The organism is Phyllobacterium sp. CL33Tsu (assembly GCF_900113985.1).
GTDB lineage: Bacteria > Pseudomonadota > Alphaproteobacteria > Rhizobiales > Rhizobiaceae > Phyllobacterium > Phyllobacterium pellucidum.
The window spans coordinates 148,237-166,696 of record NZ_FORJ01000001.1 but is presented as its reverse complement, the minus strand read 5'-3'; the positions used below and the strand labels follow the sequence as shown (position 1 = coordinate 166,696).

Sequence of the window (18,460 nt, the reverse complement as noted above, 5' to 3'; positions counted from 1 at the left end):
TCAAATGTCGCGCCCCGGCGCGGTAGCGGCCGGCAAGGCTTTTGATGCGTCGCAGCTTTCTGCGGCGCATTATTTTTGCGGCTCCCGTGGTGCAATACCATATAGTCGCCATAACAATTTCGTGTTCGGCCAATTCTGTGTGTGAGGTCTTCGTCCATGATGCGTCAGTATGAGCTTGTCGAGCGTGTCCAGCGTTACAAGCCTGACGTCAATGAAGCGCTTCTGAACAAAGCTTATGTCTACGCCATGCAGAAGCACGGCCACCAGAAGCGCGCGTCGGGTGATCCCTATTTCTCGCATCCCCTGGAAGTCGCGGCGATTCTCACCGACATGCATCTCGACGAGGCGACGATCGCCATCGCCCTGCTGCACGACACGATCGAAGATACGTCCGCGACCCGCCAGGAGATCGACACGCTGTTCGGTCCGGATATAGGCAAGCTCGTCGAAGGACTGACCAAGCTCAAGAAACTCGATCTTGTCTCGAAAAAGGCGGTGCAGGCGGAGAACCTGCGCAAGCTTCTCCTTGCGATCTCCGACGACGTGCGCGTCCTCCTCGTCAAGCTCGCTGATCGCCTGCACAATATGCGCACGCTGCATCACGTGCCGGAAGACAAGCGGCTGCGCATTTCCGAGGAGACGATGGATATCTATGCGCCGCTCGCCGGTCGCATGGGCATGCAGGATATGCGCGAGGAGCTGGAGCAACTCGCCTTCCGCTACATCAATCCCGAGGCCTTCAACGCCGTCACCAACCGGCTCGCGGAACTGATGGAGAAGAACCGCGCAACGTTGAAGCAGATCGAGACCGACCTCTCCAACCTCTTTGCCAAGCACGGAATCAAGGCCAGCGTCAAAAGCCGCCAGAAGAAGGCGTGGTCAGTGTTTCGCAAGATGGAAAGCAAGGGCCTGTCATTCGAGCAACTGTCGGACATCTTCGGCTTTCGCGTCGTCGTCGATACCGTCGCCGATTGCTACAACGCGCTTGGCATCATCCACACCACCTGGTCTATGGTGCCTGGCCGCTTCAAGGATTACATCTCGACCCCGAAGCAGAACGACTACCGCTCGATCCATACCACCATCGTCGGGCCGTCGCGCCAGCGTGTCGAACTGCAGATACGCACTCGCGAGATGAACGACATCGCCGAATATGGCGTTGCGGCGCATTCGATCTACAAGGATCGCGGCAGTGCCCAGAACCCGCATGTGATTTCGACCGAGACAAACGCCTATGCATGGCTACGCCAGACCATCGAGGCGCTTGCCGAGGGTGACAATCCTGAAGAATTTCTCGAACACACCAAGCTCGAGCTTTTCCAGGATCAGGTCTTCTGCTTCACGCCGAAGGGCCGGCTGATTGCCTTGCCGCGCGGCGCGACCCCCATCGACTTTGCCTATGCGGTCCACACCAATATCGGTGACAGTTGCGTCGGGGCAAAGGTGAACGGTCGCATCATGCCGCTCATGACCGAACTCCACAATGGCGACGAGGTCGAGATCATTCGCTCCAAGGCGCAGACGCCGCCGGCCGCCTGGGAATCGATTGTCGTTACCGGCAAGGCGCGGGCTGCCATCCGCCGCGCCACGCGCATCGCCGTTCGCAAGCAATATTCTGGCCTCGGCACGCAGATCCTCGAGCGCGCCTTCGAGCGGGCAGGGAAGGTCTATTCGCGCGACGAACTGAAGAAGGGGCTGCAACGCCTCGCACGCAAGGAGCTTGACGATGTGCTTGCCGCCGTCGGCCGCGGCGAACTGCCGTCGTCGGATGTGATGAAGGCGGTCTATCCCGAATATCAGGACTCCAAGCCGAAGCCCGCTACCGAGCGCGAGGAGGGCTGGGTCAATTTCCGCAATACATCCGGCATGATCTTCAAGATGCCGGAGGGCGCGGAAGCCGAGGGCATGACGCCCGGCGGTCCCAATGCGTTGCCGATCCGCGGCGCAAGCCCGGACATGCCGGTACACTTCTCGCCGGAAGGTGCAGTGCCGGGCGACCGGATCGTCGGCATCCTGCAGCCTGGCGCGGGCATGACCATCTACCCGATCCAGTCTTCGGCGCTGATGGCCTATGACGATCAGCCGGAGCGCTGGATCGACGTCCGTTGGGACATCGACGATAACAGCCGCGACCGTTTTCCGGCCCGTATCAGTATATCGGCCATCAATGCACCCGGCTCGCTCGCCGAGATCGCGCAGATCATCGCCGAGAACGAGACCAATATTCACAATCTCTCGATGGTTCGCACCGCGCCCGACTTTACCCAGATGATCGTCGATCTCGAAGTGTGGAACCTCAAGCATTTGAACCGGATATTGTCGAAACTTAAAGAGAGCAAATGTGTCAGCGATGCGCAGCGCGTCAATGGCTAGCCATAATTGATTGAGGGAAAGATGAACACGAGCGAAGTTCTGGATGTATTCCGTGATGCGGGAGCGATACTCGAAGGTCATTTCATTTTGACGTCGGGCTTGCGTAGTCCGATCTTCCTGCAGAAGGCGCGGGTTTTCATGCATGCGGACAAGACCGAACGCGTCTGTAGTGCCCTCGCCGAGAAGATCAAGGCGGCAGGGCTTGGCCAAATTGACTATGTGGTCGGGCCGGCCATTGGTGGTATCATCCCGGCCTACGAAACCTCCCGCCATCTCGGTGTTCCGGCGATCTGGGTCGAGCGCGAAAACGGCATATTCAAGCTGCGCCGGTTCGACATAGCCAAAGGCGCGCGGGTGGTTATCGTGGAGGACATTGTAACGACAGGGCTTTCGATCCGCGAGACGGTGACGTGCCTGAAGGAGCTCGGTGCAGACGTGTTGGCGGCCGCCTGCATTATCGACCGTTCCGCCGGCAAGAGCGATGTCGGCGTGCCGCTGGTTGCTTTGGCCGAGTATGAAGTGCCAGCCTATCCCGCGGATAAACTTCCGCCGGAACTTGCCGCAATTCCGCCCGTTAAACCGGGTAGTCGCAACATCTGATCCCTTATTTGGCAGAGGCGACGACGCGGCTTATTGCCGGCGGCGCGGCATATCGAGGATATTGAACCAGAATGCTTTTCAAGAGGCGCAACAAACCTGATTTTCGCGAGCGGCTGCGCCTGGCGCTATGGCCGCGTCGTTCGGTCGGGCGGTCGCTGCGCTATTTCGGCAAGCGGGTGCTTCGGCTTCGGGCGACCCCGCACGCGATCGCGTCCGGCTTTGCTTGCGGCATCTTCGCCGCTTTCATCCCCATTCTCGGCGTGCACATTGCGGTCGCACTCGCCATTGCCTGGCTGATCGGCGGCAATGTTGCTGCAGCCGTCATCGGAACGACGCTCGGAAATCCGCTGGTCCTGCCCTTCATCTGGGCGGCGACGCTGGAGGTAGGCCGGTTCGTCATGACCGGTTCGCTGCAAGGCGAGCCCATGCCACAACATCTCGGCCATATGCTGAGGCATCTCGATATTTCGGTACTGTGGGGTCCGGTGATCGAGCCGATGCTGATCGGCGCGGTACCGCTCGGGCTCCTTGCGGCCGTAATCGTTTATTTTCCCGTGCGCTGGGCCGTCGCCGGCTTTCAGCATCGCCGCAGGCACCTCCATCGGCACCATCACCGGGTTCCTGAGCCAACATGATCATCGGCATCGGCAGCGATCTGATCGATATTACCCGCGTTGAAAAGACGCTGGAGCGCCATGGGGAGCGTTTTATATCCCGGGTTTTCACGCCGATCGAGCGGGCAAAGTCCGAACGGCGCAAACAGCGTGCCGCATCCTATGCGAAGCGGTTTGCGGCGAAAGAAGCCTGCGCCAAGGCCCTCGGTACGGGCCTGGCGCAAGGCGTGTTCTGGCGCGACATGGGCGTCGTCAACCTGCCGAGCGGCGCGCCGACGATGCATCTGACCAATGGCGCCGCCAAACGGCTCGAGACGATCGTTCCAAAAGGCCACACCGCGCGCGTTCATCTCACGATCACCGACGACTTTCCGCTTGCACAAGCATTCGTGATTATTGAAGCGTTGAAAATCGAAGAATAGCCTTATTCAAAAGCCATTGGCTGCATTGCCCCGTGCGCTTCGAGCGGCTAAGAGGGGTCACATTGAGTTTACGGAGATACGACGAGCGTGAGTGACAAAGCTGTTGTGAAGAAATCTGGTGGTCTTGGCGAGACGATCAGCGTCATCGTGCAGGCGTTGCTGCTCGCACTTGTCATCCGGACGTTGCTGTTCCAACCGTTCAACATTCCGTCCGGCTCGATGCGCCCGACGCTGCTTGAAGGCGACTATCTCTTCGTTTCGAAATTCTCCTACGGCTATTCCAAATATTCGATTCCGTTTGCTCCGGACCTGTTTTCCGGCCGCATCTGGAGCGGCGAGCCGAAGCGCGGCGATATCGCGGTCTTCCGCAAGCCGAACGATACCTCGCTCGATTTCATCAAGCGCGTAATCGGCCTTCCTGGCGACAGGATTCAGGTGCGCCAGGGCGTGCTCTATATCAATGATGTTGCCGTTCCGCGCGAGAAGGTCGGCCAGATCGACAATCCGGACGTCACCGAGGTCAATCGCCCGGTCGACGTCTACCGCGAGACCCTGCCAAATGGCATCACCTATGACACGCTCGACCTGACGCCGAACGGCATCGGTGATGACACGCGCGAATTCGTCGTCCCCGCCGGTCACTACTTCATGATGGGCGACAACCGCGACAATTCGAGCGATAGCCGCTTCGATGTTGGCTACGTGCCGCTCGAAAACTTCATCGGCCGCGCCAATATCATTTTCTTCTCGATTGCCGGGAAGGCGAGCCCGCTCGAAATCTGGCGCTGGCCGTCGGAACTCCGCTTCGATCGCCTGTTGCACAGCGTAAACAGCGCGCCAAACACCGTGAAAACCAATTGATGAGCCGATGAACCTGTCCGCCGACGCCGTTCGCAGACTGGAAGAAAAAACGAGGCACACTTTTCGCGATCTCGGCCGGCTTGAGCGTGCGCTGACCCATGCGAGCGCTCGACCCTCGGCCGGTTCCGATTATGAGCGTCTCGAATTCCTCGGTGATCGCGTGCTCGGGCTGGTCATCGCCGAGCTTCTGTTTCGCGCCTATCCGACGGCGAGCGAGGGCGAGCTTTCGCTGCGCCTGAACTCGCTCGTCAATGCCGATACCTGCGCGGCCGTCGCCGACGAGATCGGGCTTCACGAGTTCATTCGAACGGGCTCGGACGTGAAGGGACTGGCAGACAAGCGCTTGAAGAGCCTGCGCGCCGACGTCGTCGAATCGCTGATCGCCACAATTTATCTGGACGGCGGTCTTGAAGCGGCGCAACCTTTCATCGAACGCTACTGGAACGCGCGCTCGCGTGAAATCAATTCGGCCCAGCGCGACCCGAAGACTGAATTGCAAGAATGGGCGCATCAGCAGGATGGCGCGCAGCCGATTTACAGCGTCGTTGACCGGACAGGGCCCGATCATGACCCCCTGTTCACCGTCAAGGTTGACGTAAAGGGCTTTGCGTCCGCCACGGGCACCGGCCGCTCGAAACGTATCGCCGAGCAGAACGCTGCCGTGGAACTACTCTATCGCGAAGGTGTCCGTCAGAAGACGCAGGAAGAAGAAGAGAAATGACCGAACAACAACAGGAAACCGGCGTACCGACGCGTTCAGGATTCGTAGCGCTTATCGGCGCGCCGAATGCCGGTAAATCGACGCTGGTCAACCAGCTGGTCGGCAGCAAGGTATCGATCGTCACCCACAAGGTGCAGACGACGCGGGCGCTTGTGCGCGGCATCGTCATTCACGGGCCGACTCAGATGGTGCTCGTCGATACGCCCGGCATCTTCAAGCCGAAGCGGCGGCTCGACCGCGCCATGGTCACGACCGCCTGGGGCGGCGCCAAGGACGCGGATTTGATCCTCGTTCTCATCGACGCCGAACTTGGCATCAATGAAGAGGCCGAGGCGATCCTCGACAGCCTCCACGAAAAGAAGCGCAAGGTCATCCTCGTTCTCAACAAGGTCGACAGGATCGAACCGCCGAAGCTGCTCGAACTCGCTCAAGCCGCCAATGACAAGGTAAAGTTCGACAAGACCTTCATGATCTCGGCGCTGAAAGGCTATGGCTGTAAGGACCTCGTACAGTATCTTGGCGACAATCTCCCCGAGGGACCCTGGTATTATCCGGAAGACCAGATCTCCGACATGCCGATGCGCATGCTCGCTGCTGAAATCACCCGCGAAAAGCTCTACCTGCGCCTTCACAACGAACTTCCCTATTCCTCGACCATCGAAACCGAAAGCTGGGAGGAGAAGCCGGACGGCTCCGTCCGTATCAGCCAGGTGATCTATGTCGAGCGCGACAGCCAGAAGAAGATCGTTCTCGGTCACAAGGGCGAGGCGATCAAGTCGATCGGCCAGGCGGCGCGCAAGGAGCTGATGGAGATCCTCGAGCAGAAGGTTCATCTGTTCCTCTTCGTCAAGGTGCGCGACAATTGGGGGAACGACCCCGAGCGCTACCGCGAAATGGGCCTTGAATTCCCGCACTGATAGCGCGACCATCTTCAGATGGAATGGCGTGATGAAGGGATAATCCTCGGGACGAGGCGGCATGGCGAAACCAGTGCCATCCTCGAGCTGATGACGTGTGACCATGGCCGGCACCTCGGCCTGGTGCGCGGCGGTCGTTCCCGGCGCATGCAGCCGATGCTTCAGGCAGGCAACCGCGTCGACGTGATCTGGCGCGCGCGCATGGACGAGCACCTCGGCATGATGCAGGTCGAGCCGGTGGCATTCGCGGCAGCGCGGCTGATCGAACAGCCGGTCGCGCTCTATGGCCTTCAGCTTGCGGCCGCCCATTTGCGTCTTCTGCCCGAGCGGGATCCGCATCAGAACCTCTTTGAAATTCTCAATGTCATTGTCGAGCATTGCGACAATTCGCTGATCGCCGGTGAGCTTCTCCTCCGCTTCGAACTGACGATGCTCGAAGAGCTTGGCTTCGGCCTCGACTTGAAGTCCTGCGCCGCTACGGGTGGCCACGAGAACCTTGCCTATGTCTCGCCGAAATCGGGACGGGCGGTATCGCGCGATGCCGGCGCACCGTGGGCTGAAAAGCTTCTCGAAATGCCGCCCTTCATGTCGAGCCCCACGGTGCGCGCCGCGTCGCTGAGCGAAGTCATCAGCGCCTTTCGCTTGACCGGCTACTTTTTCAACCGCCATATCTGGGAGCCGCGGGCGCAGCGATCGCCGGAAGCCCGCGACGGTTTTCTCGCCGCGCTCGGGCGTTCATTGTCAAATGCAGCCGGGGCAACGGCGCCAGTGCAGGAAAGGTCGATCCTTCCATGAGCTATGACGACGTGTCTCCGGTCGAGTTCCCAGGCGGTGTCGGCCTGCTTCCGCTCGCCGACCTCGCCACACGCGGCGGCCTCGACATCCTGCAGGCGATGTTGCGCGGCGACTATCCCGCGCCGCCCATGGCCCAGACGCTGTCCTTTACCTTGCATGAAGTCGAACAGGACCGCGTCGTTTTCAAGGGCTTGCCGCGGCCCGAGCATCGCAATCCGCTGGGCGGAATCCATGGCGGCTGGGTTGCGACGCTGATGGACTCGGCTCTTGCCTGCTGCATCATGACCACGCTCAAACCGGGCGAAGCCTATACGACTGCAGAATTCAAGGTAAACCTCGTGCGGCCGTTGACCGCCGATATGGGCCTCGTTCTGTGCGAGGGGAGGCTCATTCACCGTGGCCGCACGCTTGCAACATCCGAGGCGTTCCTCAGGGACAAGAACGGCAAGCTGCTAGCGCACGGCACCGAAACTTGCGCGATTTTTCCGCTCGAGAGTTTCGTGCGCAGCAAATAGAGCCTCGTGTTCAAAACAGGCAGTCGGATTGTGACGGGTGCCGCAAATGCGCGGCAAGTAAGTCACACTTTCCATAAATTTTGTTGAAAACCCTTTGTTTTTCGCTTCTGTCGCGACTTGGGCGTTTGTCGCACGTTGACGGCTGAAATTTTGCATTGATAAACATTGATATTGGGCAGAATACAAAAGTTCTGCTGGGTGAACGCAGTCCGCGCGACTGCCGGGGAGGAAAACATGGATAGTTTTTTGGCGGGCCTCAAGGCCGCTGTCGACGCAATGGGACCGACGGTCCTCTTGCCGATCGTAATCTTTATCATTGCGCTGGTGCTCGGCGCGAAGCCGGGCAGGGCGTTTCGCGCCGCTGTCACCATCGGCGTCGCCTTCATCGGCATCAATCTCGTTCTTGGCCTGATGCTGACGTCGATTGGCGATGTCGCGAAGGCCATCGTTACCAATACGGGCATTCAGCGCGATATCGTCGATGTCGGTTGGCCGTCAGCCGCGGCGATCGCTTTCGGCTCCTCCGTCGGCCTTTGGGTGATCCCGATTGCCATCGTCATCAACATCATTCTCCTGGTGACGCGCCTGACCCGTACGCTCAACGTCGACGTGTGGAATTTCTGGCATTTTGCCTTCATCGGATCGCTTGCCGTAGCCGCGACCGACAGCCTTGCCTATGGCCTCGTCGTTGCCGCGCTCATGGTTGCGCTTTGCCTGCTCTTTGCTGATTGGTCGGCGCGGGCAGTGCAGCAGTTCTACGGCATTCCGGGCATTTCGGTGCCGCATCTCGCCTCGGCGCAGATCCTGCCGATCGCGATCGTGATCAACTGGATCATCGATCGTATTCCGGGCATCAACCGCATCGAACTCAATACCGAGACCTTCGAGCGCCGTTTCGGCGTGTTCGGCGAGCCGGTCATCCTCGGCCTCATCATCGGTCTCGTCCTCGGCGCCATCGCCTATTACAATGCCGGCGATTTCGGTACGGCGCTGACGAAGATCCTGCAGACGGGCATGACGCTCGCCGCCGTGATGCTGCTTTTGCCGCGCATGGTCAAGATCCTGATGGAAGGTCTGCTGCCGGTTTCCGACGCCGCACAGGAGTTCGTGCGCAAGCGCACCGGCGACCGCGAACTTCTCGTCGGCCTCGACTCGGCGATCCTCATCGGTCATCCGGCGGCAATCTCGTCGTCGCTCATCCTGGTGCCGATCGCGATCATTCTGTCGGTAATCCTTCCGGGCAACCGCGTCATTCTCTTCGCCGACCTTGCGGTCATTCCGTTCATCGTTGCCATGACGGCGCCGCTCCTCAAGGGCAATGTGTTCCGCATGGTCATCGTCGGCACGATAACGCTCGCGGTTGGCTTCTATGTCGCGAACGCGCTTGCACCGCTATTCACGGCCGCTGCCCAATCGTCGGGCTTCCAGATGCCTGCCAATGCGGTGCAGATTACCAGCGTGGTCGACGGCTTCCTGTGGATACCCTATGTCGTCATCGCGTTGATCCAGAACCTCGGCGTCATTGGTCTCGTCGTGCTTGCGGCCATCATCGCCGCCGCATTCTGGGCCTATCGCCGCAACACGGCCGCATGGGAACGCGCCGCGGGTGCCGACGACGCTGTAGACCAGAACGCCTGAACCAAGTGGAGTGAATGAATGGCTGAGGCCTTGTTGAATACGCTTGATCCCGGGGCAATCGTCCTCGGGGTCAAGGCATCGAGCGACGAAGAGGTAATCCGCATTCTCGCGGCGCGCCTCGAAGGGCTCGGATATGTGAAGCCGAGTTACGCCGATGCCGTCGTGGCGCGCGAAGCCGCGCTGCCGACGGGACTGCCGCTCGGCGGCGCAAACAATGTTGCGGTGCCCCATACCGATCCGCACCATGTCATCAAGCCCGGCCTTGCGCTTGCAACGCTTGCCGAGCCGGTGCTGTTCTCGAACATGGAGGACCCCGACGAGAAGCTTCCGGTCAGCGTCGTTTTCGTCATGGCGCTCAACGACAAGGACAAGCAGGTCGAAATGCTGCAGGAGATAGCCGGAACAATCCAGTCGCCGGAAATCATCGCTGCGCTCATCGCCGCAAAATCCGCGGAAGACGTGCTGGGACTTCTCGGCTAGGTTGGATATTTCAAGGAGGAAAAAGAACAGATGGCCAAGCAGAAGACAGTGCTATTTGCCTGCGGAACCGGCATTGCCACCTCGACCGTCGTCGCACACGCGGTCGAAGAGGCGCTCAAGGATCGCGGCATCCGCATCAACACCCGCCAGTGCAAGGCGACGGAAGTGGCCGGACAGATCGATGATGTCGATCTCGTCGTATCGACCACCCAGTTGCCGAAGGACCTCGGCAAGCCGGTCATCACGACGCTGGCGTTCCTGACCGGGATCGGCAAGGCCGATGCCCTCGACAAGATCGAAGCCGCTCTGCGCGACTGAGCGGAAGAGGTTTTTCAAGCGAAATAGCGCGGCATCAGGCTTCTATCGCTTGCCGCGCGGCACTTGCCAAAAAGGCGGCGCGCGTCAATCCGCGCGCCCTTGCTGTTTCATCGATCGCCCGCAGCAAGCCGCGTTCGAAAGTGACATTGGCCCGCACCACGCCGGTATCGTTGTCGATGAGCGGCACAGAGATGAGAAAAGCGCCATTCGCAAGTTCCTCGCGAATGCTTTCCCTCGCCATGATTTCGGCGTGACTTGAAGGAGCGGGAAGCTCCATGTCTTCCGCGTAAAGTCGCAGCGCGTCGACTGCGTTTGACACGATATTGTCAACATCGTCAGAGGCCGAGTAGACGCCGGCTATATCCGGAAACTGGATGCCGTATGCACTATCGTCGTCGTGTTGGACGAGGGCAAAATAGTGGCGCATGGATATTGCTCCTTGTCTTGTCATCAAATCCATCCCGCGTCCTTTGCGATGGAACGTGCCGTTCCAAGCGGCAGGTCCTTTCTGGGATGCGGGATGATGAGGGTAATTTCGCCTTTGCGAAATTTGTGGTGGGAACCGCGAACTGAGACGAGTTCAAACCCTTCGTCCTTGAGGCGTTTGATGATCTTTTTGCTATCGCGTTCCACACGCAAACCCCAACAATGCGCATCTATATACGCATTGTTGCGCAAGTTCGTCAAGTTTGGTGCGCATCGAAATGCGCACTACCAGAACAGTTACTCCGCCGGCTGCAGCGCAGGGCGAACTGCGGGCGTTTCCTCGATCGGCCAGTGCACGATGGCCGCAAAAATGCCGAGCGCCACGCCGAGCCACCAGACGGGATTATAGCTGCCGAAATGATCGTAGAGGTAGCCGCCGAGCCATACGCCGAGGAACGAGCCGATCTGGTGTGACAGGAACACGATGCCGCCGAGCATTCCAAGGTGCTTTGTTCCGAACATGATGGCGACGAGCGAATTCGTCGGGGCCACGGTCGAAAGCCACATCAGGCCCATCAGGATCGAGAAGATGATCACTGAGGTGCCGGTCTGCGGCAGGAGCAAGAAGGCGGTGACGAGCGCCGAACGACCGAGGTAGAGGAAGGAAAGGAACTTCGGCTTCGAATAGCGCTGGCTGATGATGCCGGATGCGAGCGAGCCGATGATGTTGAAGAAACCGATCAGGGCGAGGGCAAGGACGGCGTATTTCGCATCGATTCCGATATCGCCGATATAGGCCGGGAAATGCGCGGTAATAAACGCAACCTGAAATCCGCAGACAAAGAAGCCAGTGGTCAGGAGGATATAGCTCTTGTGCCCGAATGCCTCGCGCAACGCTTCGCCGATCGATTGCTTGTAATGGCTTTCGCTGACCCTGCCGCTCGAGGAATTGCCCCGCAGCGGAATGGCAAGGACCGGGATGATCAGCATGGCAAGGCCGAGATAGACGAGCGCGTCAGACCAGCCGAAACTTTCGATCAGCCCCTGGCTGATCGGCGCGAAGACAAACATGCCTGCCGAACCCGCCGCAGTCCCGATGCCGAATACCAGCGTACGGTTGGCCGGCGTGACATTGCGGGCAAAGGCCGAAAGGATGATGCCGAAGGAACCGGCCGCGACGCCAAGCCCGACCAGCACACCGCCGCCGAGATAAAGGAGGCCGGGTGACGTCGCCCAGGCCATGACGAGAAGACCGCTGCAATACAGAAGCGCCGAAAGAAGCAGGACACGCCACGTTCCGAATTTGTCGGCGATCGCGCCAAAGATCGGTTGGCCGGCACCCCAGAACAGGTTCTGCAACGCCATCGCCATGCCGAAGGTTGTGCGGTCCCAGCCTTTTTCGGAAAGAAGCGGCAACTGGAAGAAGCCCATGGCCGAACGCGGGCCGAAGGTAAGGAGGGCGATCAGGCAGCCGGCAATGATGATGAGCCAGGGCACGCCCGGCTGCTTGGCGGTCGATGCTTGGGCTTGGGACATGGTATGCGCTCCTTTGAGAGCGCTGAGCATTAGCGCTTTCTTCCATGCAATCAATTGAATTGAGTTGATTGTTGCTTAAATGAGTTTGATGGGTTGGGCGTCCTTGCTCGGTAAAATCAAGCAAAATGAGAGATTTGGCATATGCAACCTTCGCTAGCGCTTTTGTCGATAAGTCTGCTTCTTCTCGCCGGATGCGCAAGTTCGGGTGATATCAGCCCGCTGGTGTTCTGCGATCGTCCGACGGATTTCAACGCGAGGATTTTTACCGACTGCACGCCGCGCCTCGGTGGCGACAGCCCGTTCAAACACGATCAGCAGTATCGCTACTACAACGATAACTACCGCCATCGCTGATGATTGCTTCGACGGAAAGAGAGTGCCTTTTCTTTCGAACAACGCTTGAAGCCAGCAAAATAATCTCCTATGTAACTGCCCACGGCCTTGCCGTTTTTCTTTTGCCCATAAATATGCTCAATTTGAGTATAAATGGGAGGCGTGTTCAGGAGGAAATGGATATGACTAACCCCGCCCGCATTTCGGCAGAGCGTTCCACGGTGAGGACCGCGGCGGACCGCTTCGGCGTCGTCGATATGCCCGATCTGTCGTATACGCCCAAGGTAGCGGCCGAGACTGAACACCTCTACCAGCGCGTCGCGCATCACATTCCACGGCTCGAATGGCCGGTCTATGCGCCCTATGTGGCTGCGATCAACCGGCTGAAGAAGCAGCGCAATGCCGTCATTCTCGCGCACAACTACCAGACGCCCGAAATATTCCACTGCGTTGCCGATATCGTCGGCGACTCGCTCCAGCTTGCCAAGGAAGCAACCAAGGTCGATGCGGAGATCATCGTCCAATGCGGCGTGCATTTCATGGCCGAGACCTCGAAGCTGCTCAATCCGCAAAAGACTGTGTTGATCCCGGATATGAAGGCCGGCTGCTCCCTTGCCGAATCGATTACCGGCGCCGACGTGCGCCTGCTGCGCGAGACCTATCCTGGCGTTCCGATCGTCACCTACGTCAACACCTCGGCCGAAGTGAAGGCCGAGAGCGATATCTGCTGCACCTCGGCCAATGCGGTTGAGGTGGTGGAGAGCTTCGGCGTCGACCGTGTCTTGTGCATTCCCGATGAGTTTCTCGCCCAGAACGTCGCCGCGCAAACCAAGGTGAAGATCTTGACCTGGAAAGGTCACTGCGAAGTGCACGAGCGTTTCACGGCCGAGGAATTGCTGGCCTATAAGGCCGCTGATCCGGACATCCAGATCATCGCCCATCCGGAATGCCCGCCGGAGGTCGTTGCCGTCGCCGACTTTACCGGTTCGACCAGCGGAATGATCGGTTATGTGAAGGACAATCGCCCCGCCAAGGTGCTGCTTGTCACCGAATGCTCGATGGCATCGAACATCGAGTCCGAGGTTCCTGGCGTGAAATTCATCAAGCCGTGCAATCTTTGCCCCCACATGAAGCGCATCACGCTGCCCAAGATATTGGAAAGCCTCGTCTATATGCGCGACGAAATTCACGTGGATCCGCTCGTCGCCGAGCGCGCGCGGCTTGCGGTCGAGCGCATGGTGAACCTCAGGCACTAATCGGAGGCTGGCCCCGATGTCCAATCAAATGGAACACGTAATTATCATCGGTGGTGGTCTTGCAGGGCTGTTCTGCGCCCTGAAACTTGCTCCACGGCCTGTCACGGTGCTCGCCGCCGCTCCTATCGGGCGCGGAGCCTCGTCCGCGTGGGCGCAGGCCGGTATCGCAGCCGCTGTCTCGGAAGGTGACACCATTGAGAAGCATGTTTCCGATACTGTCGCCGCAGGCGATGGCATCGTTGACGAGACCATCGCCCGGCTGATGGCAAGCGAGGCGGCGGCGCGGGTGCACGATCTTCTTGGCTATGGTGTACCTTTCGACCGCGACCTCGAAGGCAGGCTCCAGGTATCGCGTGAGGCGGCCCATTCGGAAAGCCGCATCGTCCGCGTGCGCGGCGACATGGCTGGCCGCGCCATCATGCAGGCGCTGGTCAAGACGGTCGAAACGACGCCTTCGATCCGAGTGATGGAAGGTTACGTTGTCGAGGACATCGTTACCGCGCAAGGTTCGGTAAAGGGCGTGATCGCCCGCAGCGAGGCTGGTCGCGGACCCCAGGTTCAGCTCGCCTCTTCCAACGTGGTCATTGCGACCGGCGGCATCGGTCATCTTTATGCGGTCACGACCAATCCGCCCGAGGCACGGGGCGAGGGCATAGGCATGGCCGCTCGCGCCGGCGCGATGATGGCGGACATGGAATTCGTCCAGTTTCACCCGACGGCGATCAACGTCGACAAGGACCCGGCGCCGCTCGCGACGGAGGCCCTACGTGGCCATGGTGCGACATTGATCAACGACGCCGGCGAACGCTTCATGCTGAAGATCGATGCCGATGCCGAGCTTGCGCCGCGCGACGTGGTCGCGCGCGGCATCTATGCCGAAGTTAAGAGCGGGCGGGGTGCCTGGCTCGATTGCACCGAGGCTGTAGGGGCCTCATTCGCCGAAGAGTTTCCGACCGTCTACAAATATTGCCGCGATGCCGGGATCGACCCGGCCGTCCAGCCGATCCCGGTTGTGCCCGCCGCGCATTATTTCATGGGTGGCATCCTTACTGATGCTGATGGCCGCACCTCGATCGATGGCCTGTGGGCCTGCGGCGAGTGCACGTCCACCGGCGCCCATGGCGCAAACCGCCTTGCATCCAACTCCTTGCTCGAAGCTGTTGTATTTTCAGCAAGAATTGCTGCGAGAATCGGCAATGATGGCGAGGCTTTCGCCAGCGACTGGTCGAAGGGATCGGTCGATCGCGACGACCTCACCGCGGAGGCGGATACGCCGGCAATGACGCGTTTGCGCAACACGATGAGTGCGAGCTTCGGCGTCATTCGCAACCGGACGGACATGCTGGAAGGTCTGAAGACAATCCTCGAACTTGAGACCGGCAATCGCGACACGGCATTCCGCAATGTGCTTGCAACGGCCAAACTGGTCGCGGTGAGCGCCTTGCGCCGCGAGGAGAGCCGTGGCGGCCACTTCCGCACGGATTTCCCCGAGGTGCGTCCGGAGTGGCAGCACCGCACCTTCCTGACCTTGGCAGATGCCGACGGCTCAGTCGAAGACATGCGTGAGGTCGCGTGATGGCGCGCCGGCCCCCTGGTTCTGCGTTTCCGCCTTCGCTCCCGCAGCTCCTGATCGAGGAGGCCGTACGCGGCGCCTTGCGCGAGGACCTCGGGCGTGCCGGTGATATAACGACGAACGCCACACTTTCCGAGGAAGCCACTGCGACCGCCGTGCTCTCAAGCCGCGAGGCTGGCACCCTGTGCGGCATGGGCTTTGCACGGACAGCGTTCGCGCTGATAGATCCGAGGCTCGAATTCGAGGCGTTCGCGAAAGATGGCGAGACCATTTCGCCCGGCCAGGATATCGCGCGGGTCTCGGGCAATGCACGGGCCATTCTTTCGTCCGAACGCGTCGCCCTCAACTACCTGATGCACCTCAGCGGAATCGCGACTTATACCGCCAAATTCGTCGATCTTATCAAGGATACCGGCGCTCGCGTCTGCGATACCCGCAAGACCATCCCCGGCATGCGCGCCTTTGCCAAATACGCCGTGAAGTGCGGCGGCGGCGCCAATCACCGGTTCGGGCTCGACGACGCAATTCTCATCAAGGACAATCACGTCGCCGTTGCCGGCGGGGTGACGAGGGCGATAAAGGCCGCCCGCGCCTATGCCGGTCACCTTGTGAAAATCGAGGTCGAAGTCGATGGTCTGGAGCAGTTCGAAGAGGCGCTGGCAGCCGGAGCCGATGTGATTCTGCTTGATAATATGGGCCCGGAACTCCTTGAAAAGGCGGTTGGAATCAATGCGGGCCGCGCGGTCCTCGAAGCGTCCGGCGGGATAGGCTTCGAAACAATTAAAGCTGTTGCGCAAACAGGCGTGGACTATATTTCGACATCAAAAATCACTATGGCTGCGCCAACGCTCGATATCGGACTGGACATTGAAATCGCATGAAAGTCATCGCTACGGTTGCGGAGCTGCGCGCAACGCTCAAGGCTGAACGCCAGAAGGGCAAGGCGATCGGCCTCGTCCCGACCATGGGCTATCTGCATATCGGTCATATGGAGTTGGTCCGCCGGTCCAAAAGCGCGACCGACGTCACAGTCGTTTCCATATTCGTCAACCCGACGCAATTCGGCCCCAACGAAGACCTTTCGACTTACCCGCGCGACATGGACGGCGACCTTGCCAAGCTGAAGGCCGAAGGTGTCGATTATGTCTTTACGCCGGAAGTCGCGGAAATCTATCGGCCTGGCGCGCACACGATCGTCGACAATCTGGTGCTTTCGCGCATCCTCATCGGCAAGATTCGCCCCGGCCATTTCCGCGGTGTGACTACCGTCGTCACCAAGCTCTTCAATATTGTCCAGCCGGACAAGGCGTACTTCGGCGAGAAGGACTACCAGCAGCTGACGATCATTCGCCGCATGGTGGATGATCTGAACATGCCGATCGATATTATAGGTGTCCCGACGGTTCGCGAAGCGGATGGATTGGCTTGCTCGTCGCGCAATGCCATGCTTACGGCAACGGATCGCAAGGCCGCGGTCATTCTGTCAAGGTCGCTGGCCAAGGCGGAGGAAATGGTTGCGCAGGGCCAGCGCTCGGTTCCCGCTATCCGCAATGCGGTGCGCGGCATACTTGAAGCGGAAAAACGCGGTACCATCGAGTCCGTCGATATCCGCGACGCCAAGACGCTCGATCCCGTTTCAGGCAAGTTCCGGCAGCCCGTGGTCATTCTGCTCATCGTGCGCTTCGGCAAGGTCCGCCTGATCGACCAGCGTGTCATCGGCTGACGTAGCAGGGGAGGAGACCCTATGAGCCAGGAAATCGTAACGCGCCGGATCACTGCACCGGAGATCCTCGGCCGCAAGGGCGGCGAGCCCATTGTCGCACTGACGGCCTATCACGCCAACACCGCGCTGATCGTCGACAATCATGCCGACATTCTCCTCGTCGGCGATAGTCTCGGCATGGTGCTCTACGCCATGGATTCGACGCTTGGCGTTCCGCTCGATCTGATGATTGCCCATGGCCGCGCAGTGGTCCGCGGGTCGAAGCGCGGGCTCGTCGTTGTCGATATGCCCTTCGGCTCCTACGAGGAAAGTCCGGCGGTCGCATTTCGCAATGCCGCGCGGATCATGGCGGAGACCGGCTGTGGCGCGGTCAAGCTCGAGGGCGGCGTGCGCATGGCCGATACGATCCGTTTTCTCACCGAGCGCGGCATCCCGGTCATGGCGCATGTCGGCCTGACCCCGCAATCGATCAACACGCTTGGCGGTTTCAAGACGCAAGGCCGGGACACGGCGCTATGGCCCCTCATCAAGGCGGATGCACAAGCCGTCGCCTCGGCGGGAGCATTCGCGGTTGTGCTCGAAGGGATCGTTGAACCGCTTGCGGCGGAAATTTCGCGCGAAAGCAGCATTCCCACCATCGGCATCGGCGGGTCACGGGAGTGCGACGGCCAGATCCTCGTCCTTGAGGACATGCTCGGATATAATCTGAAGCCGCCACGTTTCGTGAAGGTCTATGGCGCGGTCGGAAGTGCCATCGACGTGGCAGTCAAATCCTATGCGGACGATGTCCGCTCGCGGACATTCCCCGGCGACGAGAACGTGTACCCGTTGAAGTAGAACTACTTCAACGGCTTTCCCTGCGTATCGGCGTTTTGCCAATAGTCCATTTTGGCCGCGCGGTCATAGCCTTCACCCATGAGGCGCACGCCGACGCGTCCCGTCTCGGGGTAAAAGATCACGTCGTTCGGGTTCTTCTCGCCGATGATGATGAAGCGGCAGGGCGCATCGCTGTGGTTGAAGAAGGAATGTCCTGCCTTCTGGCCGGCCGGAAAGCACACGTGGTCGCCGGTTTTCATGCGATAGGTCTTATCGCCAAGCCGCAGTGTCATCTCGCCCGCAAGCACGAACGCCTGCTCTTCTTCGAGCATATGATAGTGGTTGAGGCTCGACTCCATTCCGGGCGCCAGCTCTTCGAGCGCCACGCCCACATGGGTTGCGCCGCCGTGACCGGAAAGGTAGCGGAAGCGCGTTCCATAGCGGCTGCCTTCCGACCATTCCTCCCACGGAACGTTTTCTGCCGCAAAGGGCTCGGAAATGCCGTCGGCATTGATCGATACAGGTTTCGTGCTCATGGGTTCC

22 protein-coding genes are annotated in these 18,460 nt (G+C 59.9%); 18 read left to right on the top strand and 4 right to left on the bottom strand.

Annotated features, from left to right (window positions below; genetic code table 11):
• Positions 1–156 precede the first annotated feature (156 nt).
• The 12 genes from BM074_RS00910 to BM074_RS00855 all read left to right on the top strand — a co-directional run bounded on the left by BM074_RS00910 (position 157) and on the right by BM074_RS00855 (position 10,254).
• Complete coding sequence (locus tag BM074_RS00910; protein ID WP_091919126.1) at positions 157–2,373, top strand: RelA/SpoT family protein; 2,217 nt, start codon at positions 157–159, stop codon at positions 2,371–2,373.
• Positions 2,374–2,394: 21 nt separating this feature from the next.
• Complete coding sequence (gene pyrE, locus BM074_RS00905) at positions 2,395–2,973, top strand: orotate phosphoribosyltransferase (protein WP_091919124.1); 579 nt, start codon at positions 2,395–2,397, stop codon at positions 2,971–2,973.
• A gap of 71 nt (positions 2,974–3,044) precedes the next feature.
• A complete protein-coding gene (locus tag BM074_RS00900; RefSeq protein ID WP_027229859.1) occupies positions 3,045–3,608 on the top strand; it encodes a DUF2062 domain-containing protein in 564 nt (187 codons plus the stop codon).
• Complete coding sequence (acpS, locus tag BM074_RS00895; protein WP_091919122.1) at positions 3,605–4,009, top strand: holo-ACP synthase; 405 nt, start codon at positions 3,605–3,607, stop codon at positions 4,007–4,009. The genes BM074_RS00900 and acpS overlap by 4 nt, the downstream gene beginning before the upstream one ends.
• 87 nt (positions 4,010–4,096) lie before the next feature.
• Positions 4,097–4,870 (top strand): signal peptidase I, encoded by a 774-nt coding sequence (gene lepB, locus BM074_RS00890; protein WP_027229857.1) that lies wholly within the window; start codon positions 4,097–4,099, stop codon positions 4,868–4,870.
• 7 nt (positions 4,871–4,877) lie between these two features.
• Positions 4,878–5,591: a ribonuclease III gene (rnc, locus tag BM074_RS00885; protein WP_027229856.1), complete on the top strand. Its 714-nt coding sequence runs from the start codon at positions 4,878–4,880 to the stop codon at positions 5,589–5,591.
• Positions 5,588–6,508 carry a GTPase Era gene (era, locus tag BM074_RS00880; protein WP_091919120.1) on the top strand — a complete coding sequence of 307 codons (921 nt, stop codon included), beginning with the start codon at positions 5,588–5,590 and terminating at the stop codon, positions 6,506–6,508. The genes rnc and era overlap by 4 nt, the downstream gene beginning before the upstream one ends.
• A gap of 18 nt (positions 6,509–6,526) precedes the next feature.
• A complete protein-coding gene (gene recO, locus BM074_RS00875) occupies positions 6,527–7,303 on the top strand; it encodes a DNA repair protein RecO (RefSeq protein WP_091919118.1) in 777 nt (258 codons plus the stop codon).
• Positions 7,300–7,818 (top strand): PaaI family thioesterase, encoded by a 519-nt coding sequence (locus BM074_RS00870; RefSeq protein WP_091919117.1) that lies wholly within the window; start codon positions 7,300–7,302, stop codon positions 7,816–7,818. The genes recO and BM074_RS00870 overlap by 4 nt, the downstream gene beginning before the upstream one ends.
• A gap of 234 nt (positions 7,819–8,052) precedes the next feature.
• Complete coding sequence (locus BM074_RS00865; protein WP_027229852.1) at positions 8,053–9,456, top strand: PTS galactitol transporter subunit IIC; 1,404 nt, start codon at positions 8,053–8,055, stop codon at positions 9,454–9,456.
• An 18-nt stretch (positions 9,457–9,474) separates the two neighbouring features.
• The gene (locus BM074_RS00860) at positions 9,475–9,936 is read left to right on the top strand and encodes a PTS sugar transporter subunit IIA (RefSeq protein ID WP_027229851.1); all 462 of its coding nucleotides are present in this window, start codon (positions 9,475–9,477) and stop codon (positions 9,934–9,936) included.
• A 30-nt stretch (positions 9,937–9,966) separates the two neighbouring features.
• Positions 9,967–10,254: a PTS sugar transporter subunit IIB gene (locus tag BM074_RS00855; RefSeq protein WP_027229850.1), complete on the top strand. Its 288-nt coding sequence runs from the start codon at positions 9,967–9,969 to the stop codon at positions 10,252–10,254.
• A 34-nt stretch (positions 10,255–10,288) separates the two neighbouring features.
• Here the strand turns inward: BM074_RS00855 and BM074_RS00850 are convergent, their stop codons facing one another.
• The 3 genes from BM074_RS00850 to BM074_RS00840 form a co-directional block, all read right to left on the bottom strand.
• Positions 10,289–10,681: a type II toxin-antitoxin system HicB family antitoxin gene (locus BM074_RS00850; RefSeq protein WP_027229849.1), complete on the bottom strand. Its 393-nt coding sequence runs from the start codon at positions 10,679–10,681 to the stop codon at positions 10,289–10,291.
• 23 nt (positions 10,682–10,704) lie between these two features.
• Positions 10,705–10,887 carry a type II toxin-antitoxin system HicA family toxin gene (locus BM074_RS00845; protein ID WP_027229848.1) on the bottom strand — a complete coding sequence of 61 codons (183 nt, stop codon included), beginning with the start codon at positions 10,885–10,887 and terminating at the stop codon, positions 10,705–10,707.
• 90 nt (positions 10,888–10,977) lie between these two features.
• Complete coding sequence (locus BM074_RS00840; protein ID WP_091921344.1) at positions 10,978–12,216, bottom strand: MFS transporter; 1,239 nt, start codon at positions 12,214–12,216, stop codon at positions 10,978–10,980.
• Positions 12,217–12,357: 141 nt separating this feature from the next.
• Between BM074_RS00840 and BM074_RS00835 the strand changes: the two genes are divergently transcribed.
• From BM074_RS00835 to panB, 6 genes are all read left to right on the top strand, one after another.
• The gene (locus tag BM074_RS00835; RefSeq protein WP_091919115.1) at positions 12,358–12,570 is read left to right on the top strand and encodes a hypothetical protein; all 213 of its coding nucleotides are present in this window, start codon (positions 12,358–12,360) and stop codon (positions 12,568–12,570) included.
• A gap of 161 nt (positions 12,571–12,731) precedes the next feature.
• A complete protein-coding gene (nadA, locus tag BM074_RS00830; protein WP_175498850.1) occupies positions 12,732–13,805 on the top strand; it encodes a quinolinate synthase NadA in 1,074 nt (357 codons plus the stop codon).
• A gap of 16 nt (positions 13,806–13,821) precedes the next feature.
• Complete coding sequence (locus BM074_RS00825; RefSeq protein WP_091919113.1) at positions 13,822–15,381, top strand: L-aspartate oxidase; 1,560 nt, start codon at positions 13,822–13,824, stop codon at positions 15,379–15,381.
• Positions 15,381–16,259, top strand: a complete 879-nt coding sequence (gene nadC / locus BM074_RS00820) for a carboxylating nicotinate-nucleotide diphosphorylase (protein ID WP_091919111.1) — start codon at positions 15,381–15,383, stop codon at positions 16,257–16,259. The genes BM074_RS00825 and nadC overlap by 1 nt, the downstream gene beginning before the upstream one ends.
• Complete coding sequence (gene panC / locus BM074_RS00815; RefSeq protein WP_091919109.1) at positions 16,256–17,101, top strand: pantoate--beta-alanine ligase; 846 nt, start codon at positions 16,256–16,258, stop codon at positions 17,099–17,101. Before nadC ends, panC begins: the two co-directional genes overlap by 4 nt.
• Positions 17,102–17,122: 21 nt before the next feature.
• Positions 17,123–17,938: a 3-methyl-2-oxobutanoate hydroxymethyltransferase gene (gene panB, locus BM074_RS00810; protein WP_091919107.1), complete on the top strand. Its 816-nt coding sequence runs from the start codon at positions 17,123–17,125 to the stop codon at positions 17,936–17,938.
• Positions 17,939–17,940: 2 nt separating this feature from the next.
• Here panB and BM074_RS00805 read toward each other — a convergent pair whose 3' ends face one another.
• Complete coding sequence (locus BM074_RS00805) at positions 17,941–18,453, bottom strand: cupin domain-containing protein (RefSeq protein ID WP_091919105.1); 513 nt, start codon at positions 18,451–18,453, stop codon at positions 17,941–17,943.
• Between the last annotated feature and the right edge of the window lie 7 nt (positions 18,454–18,460).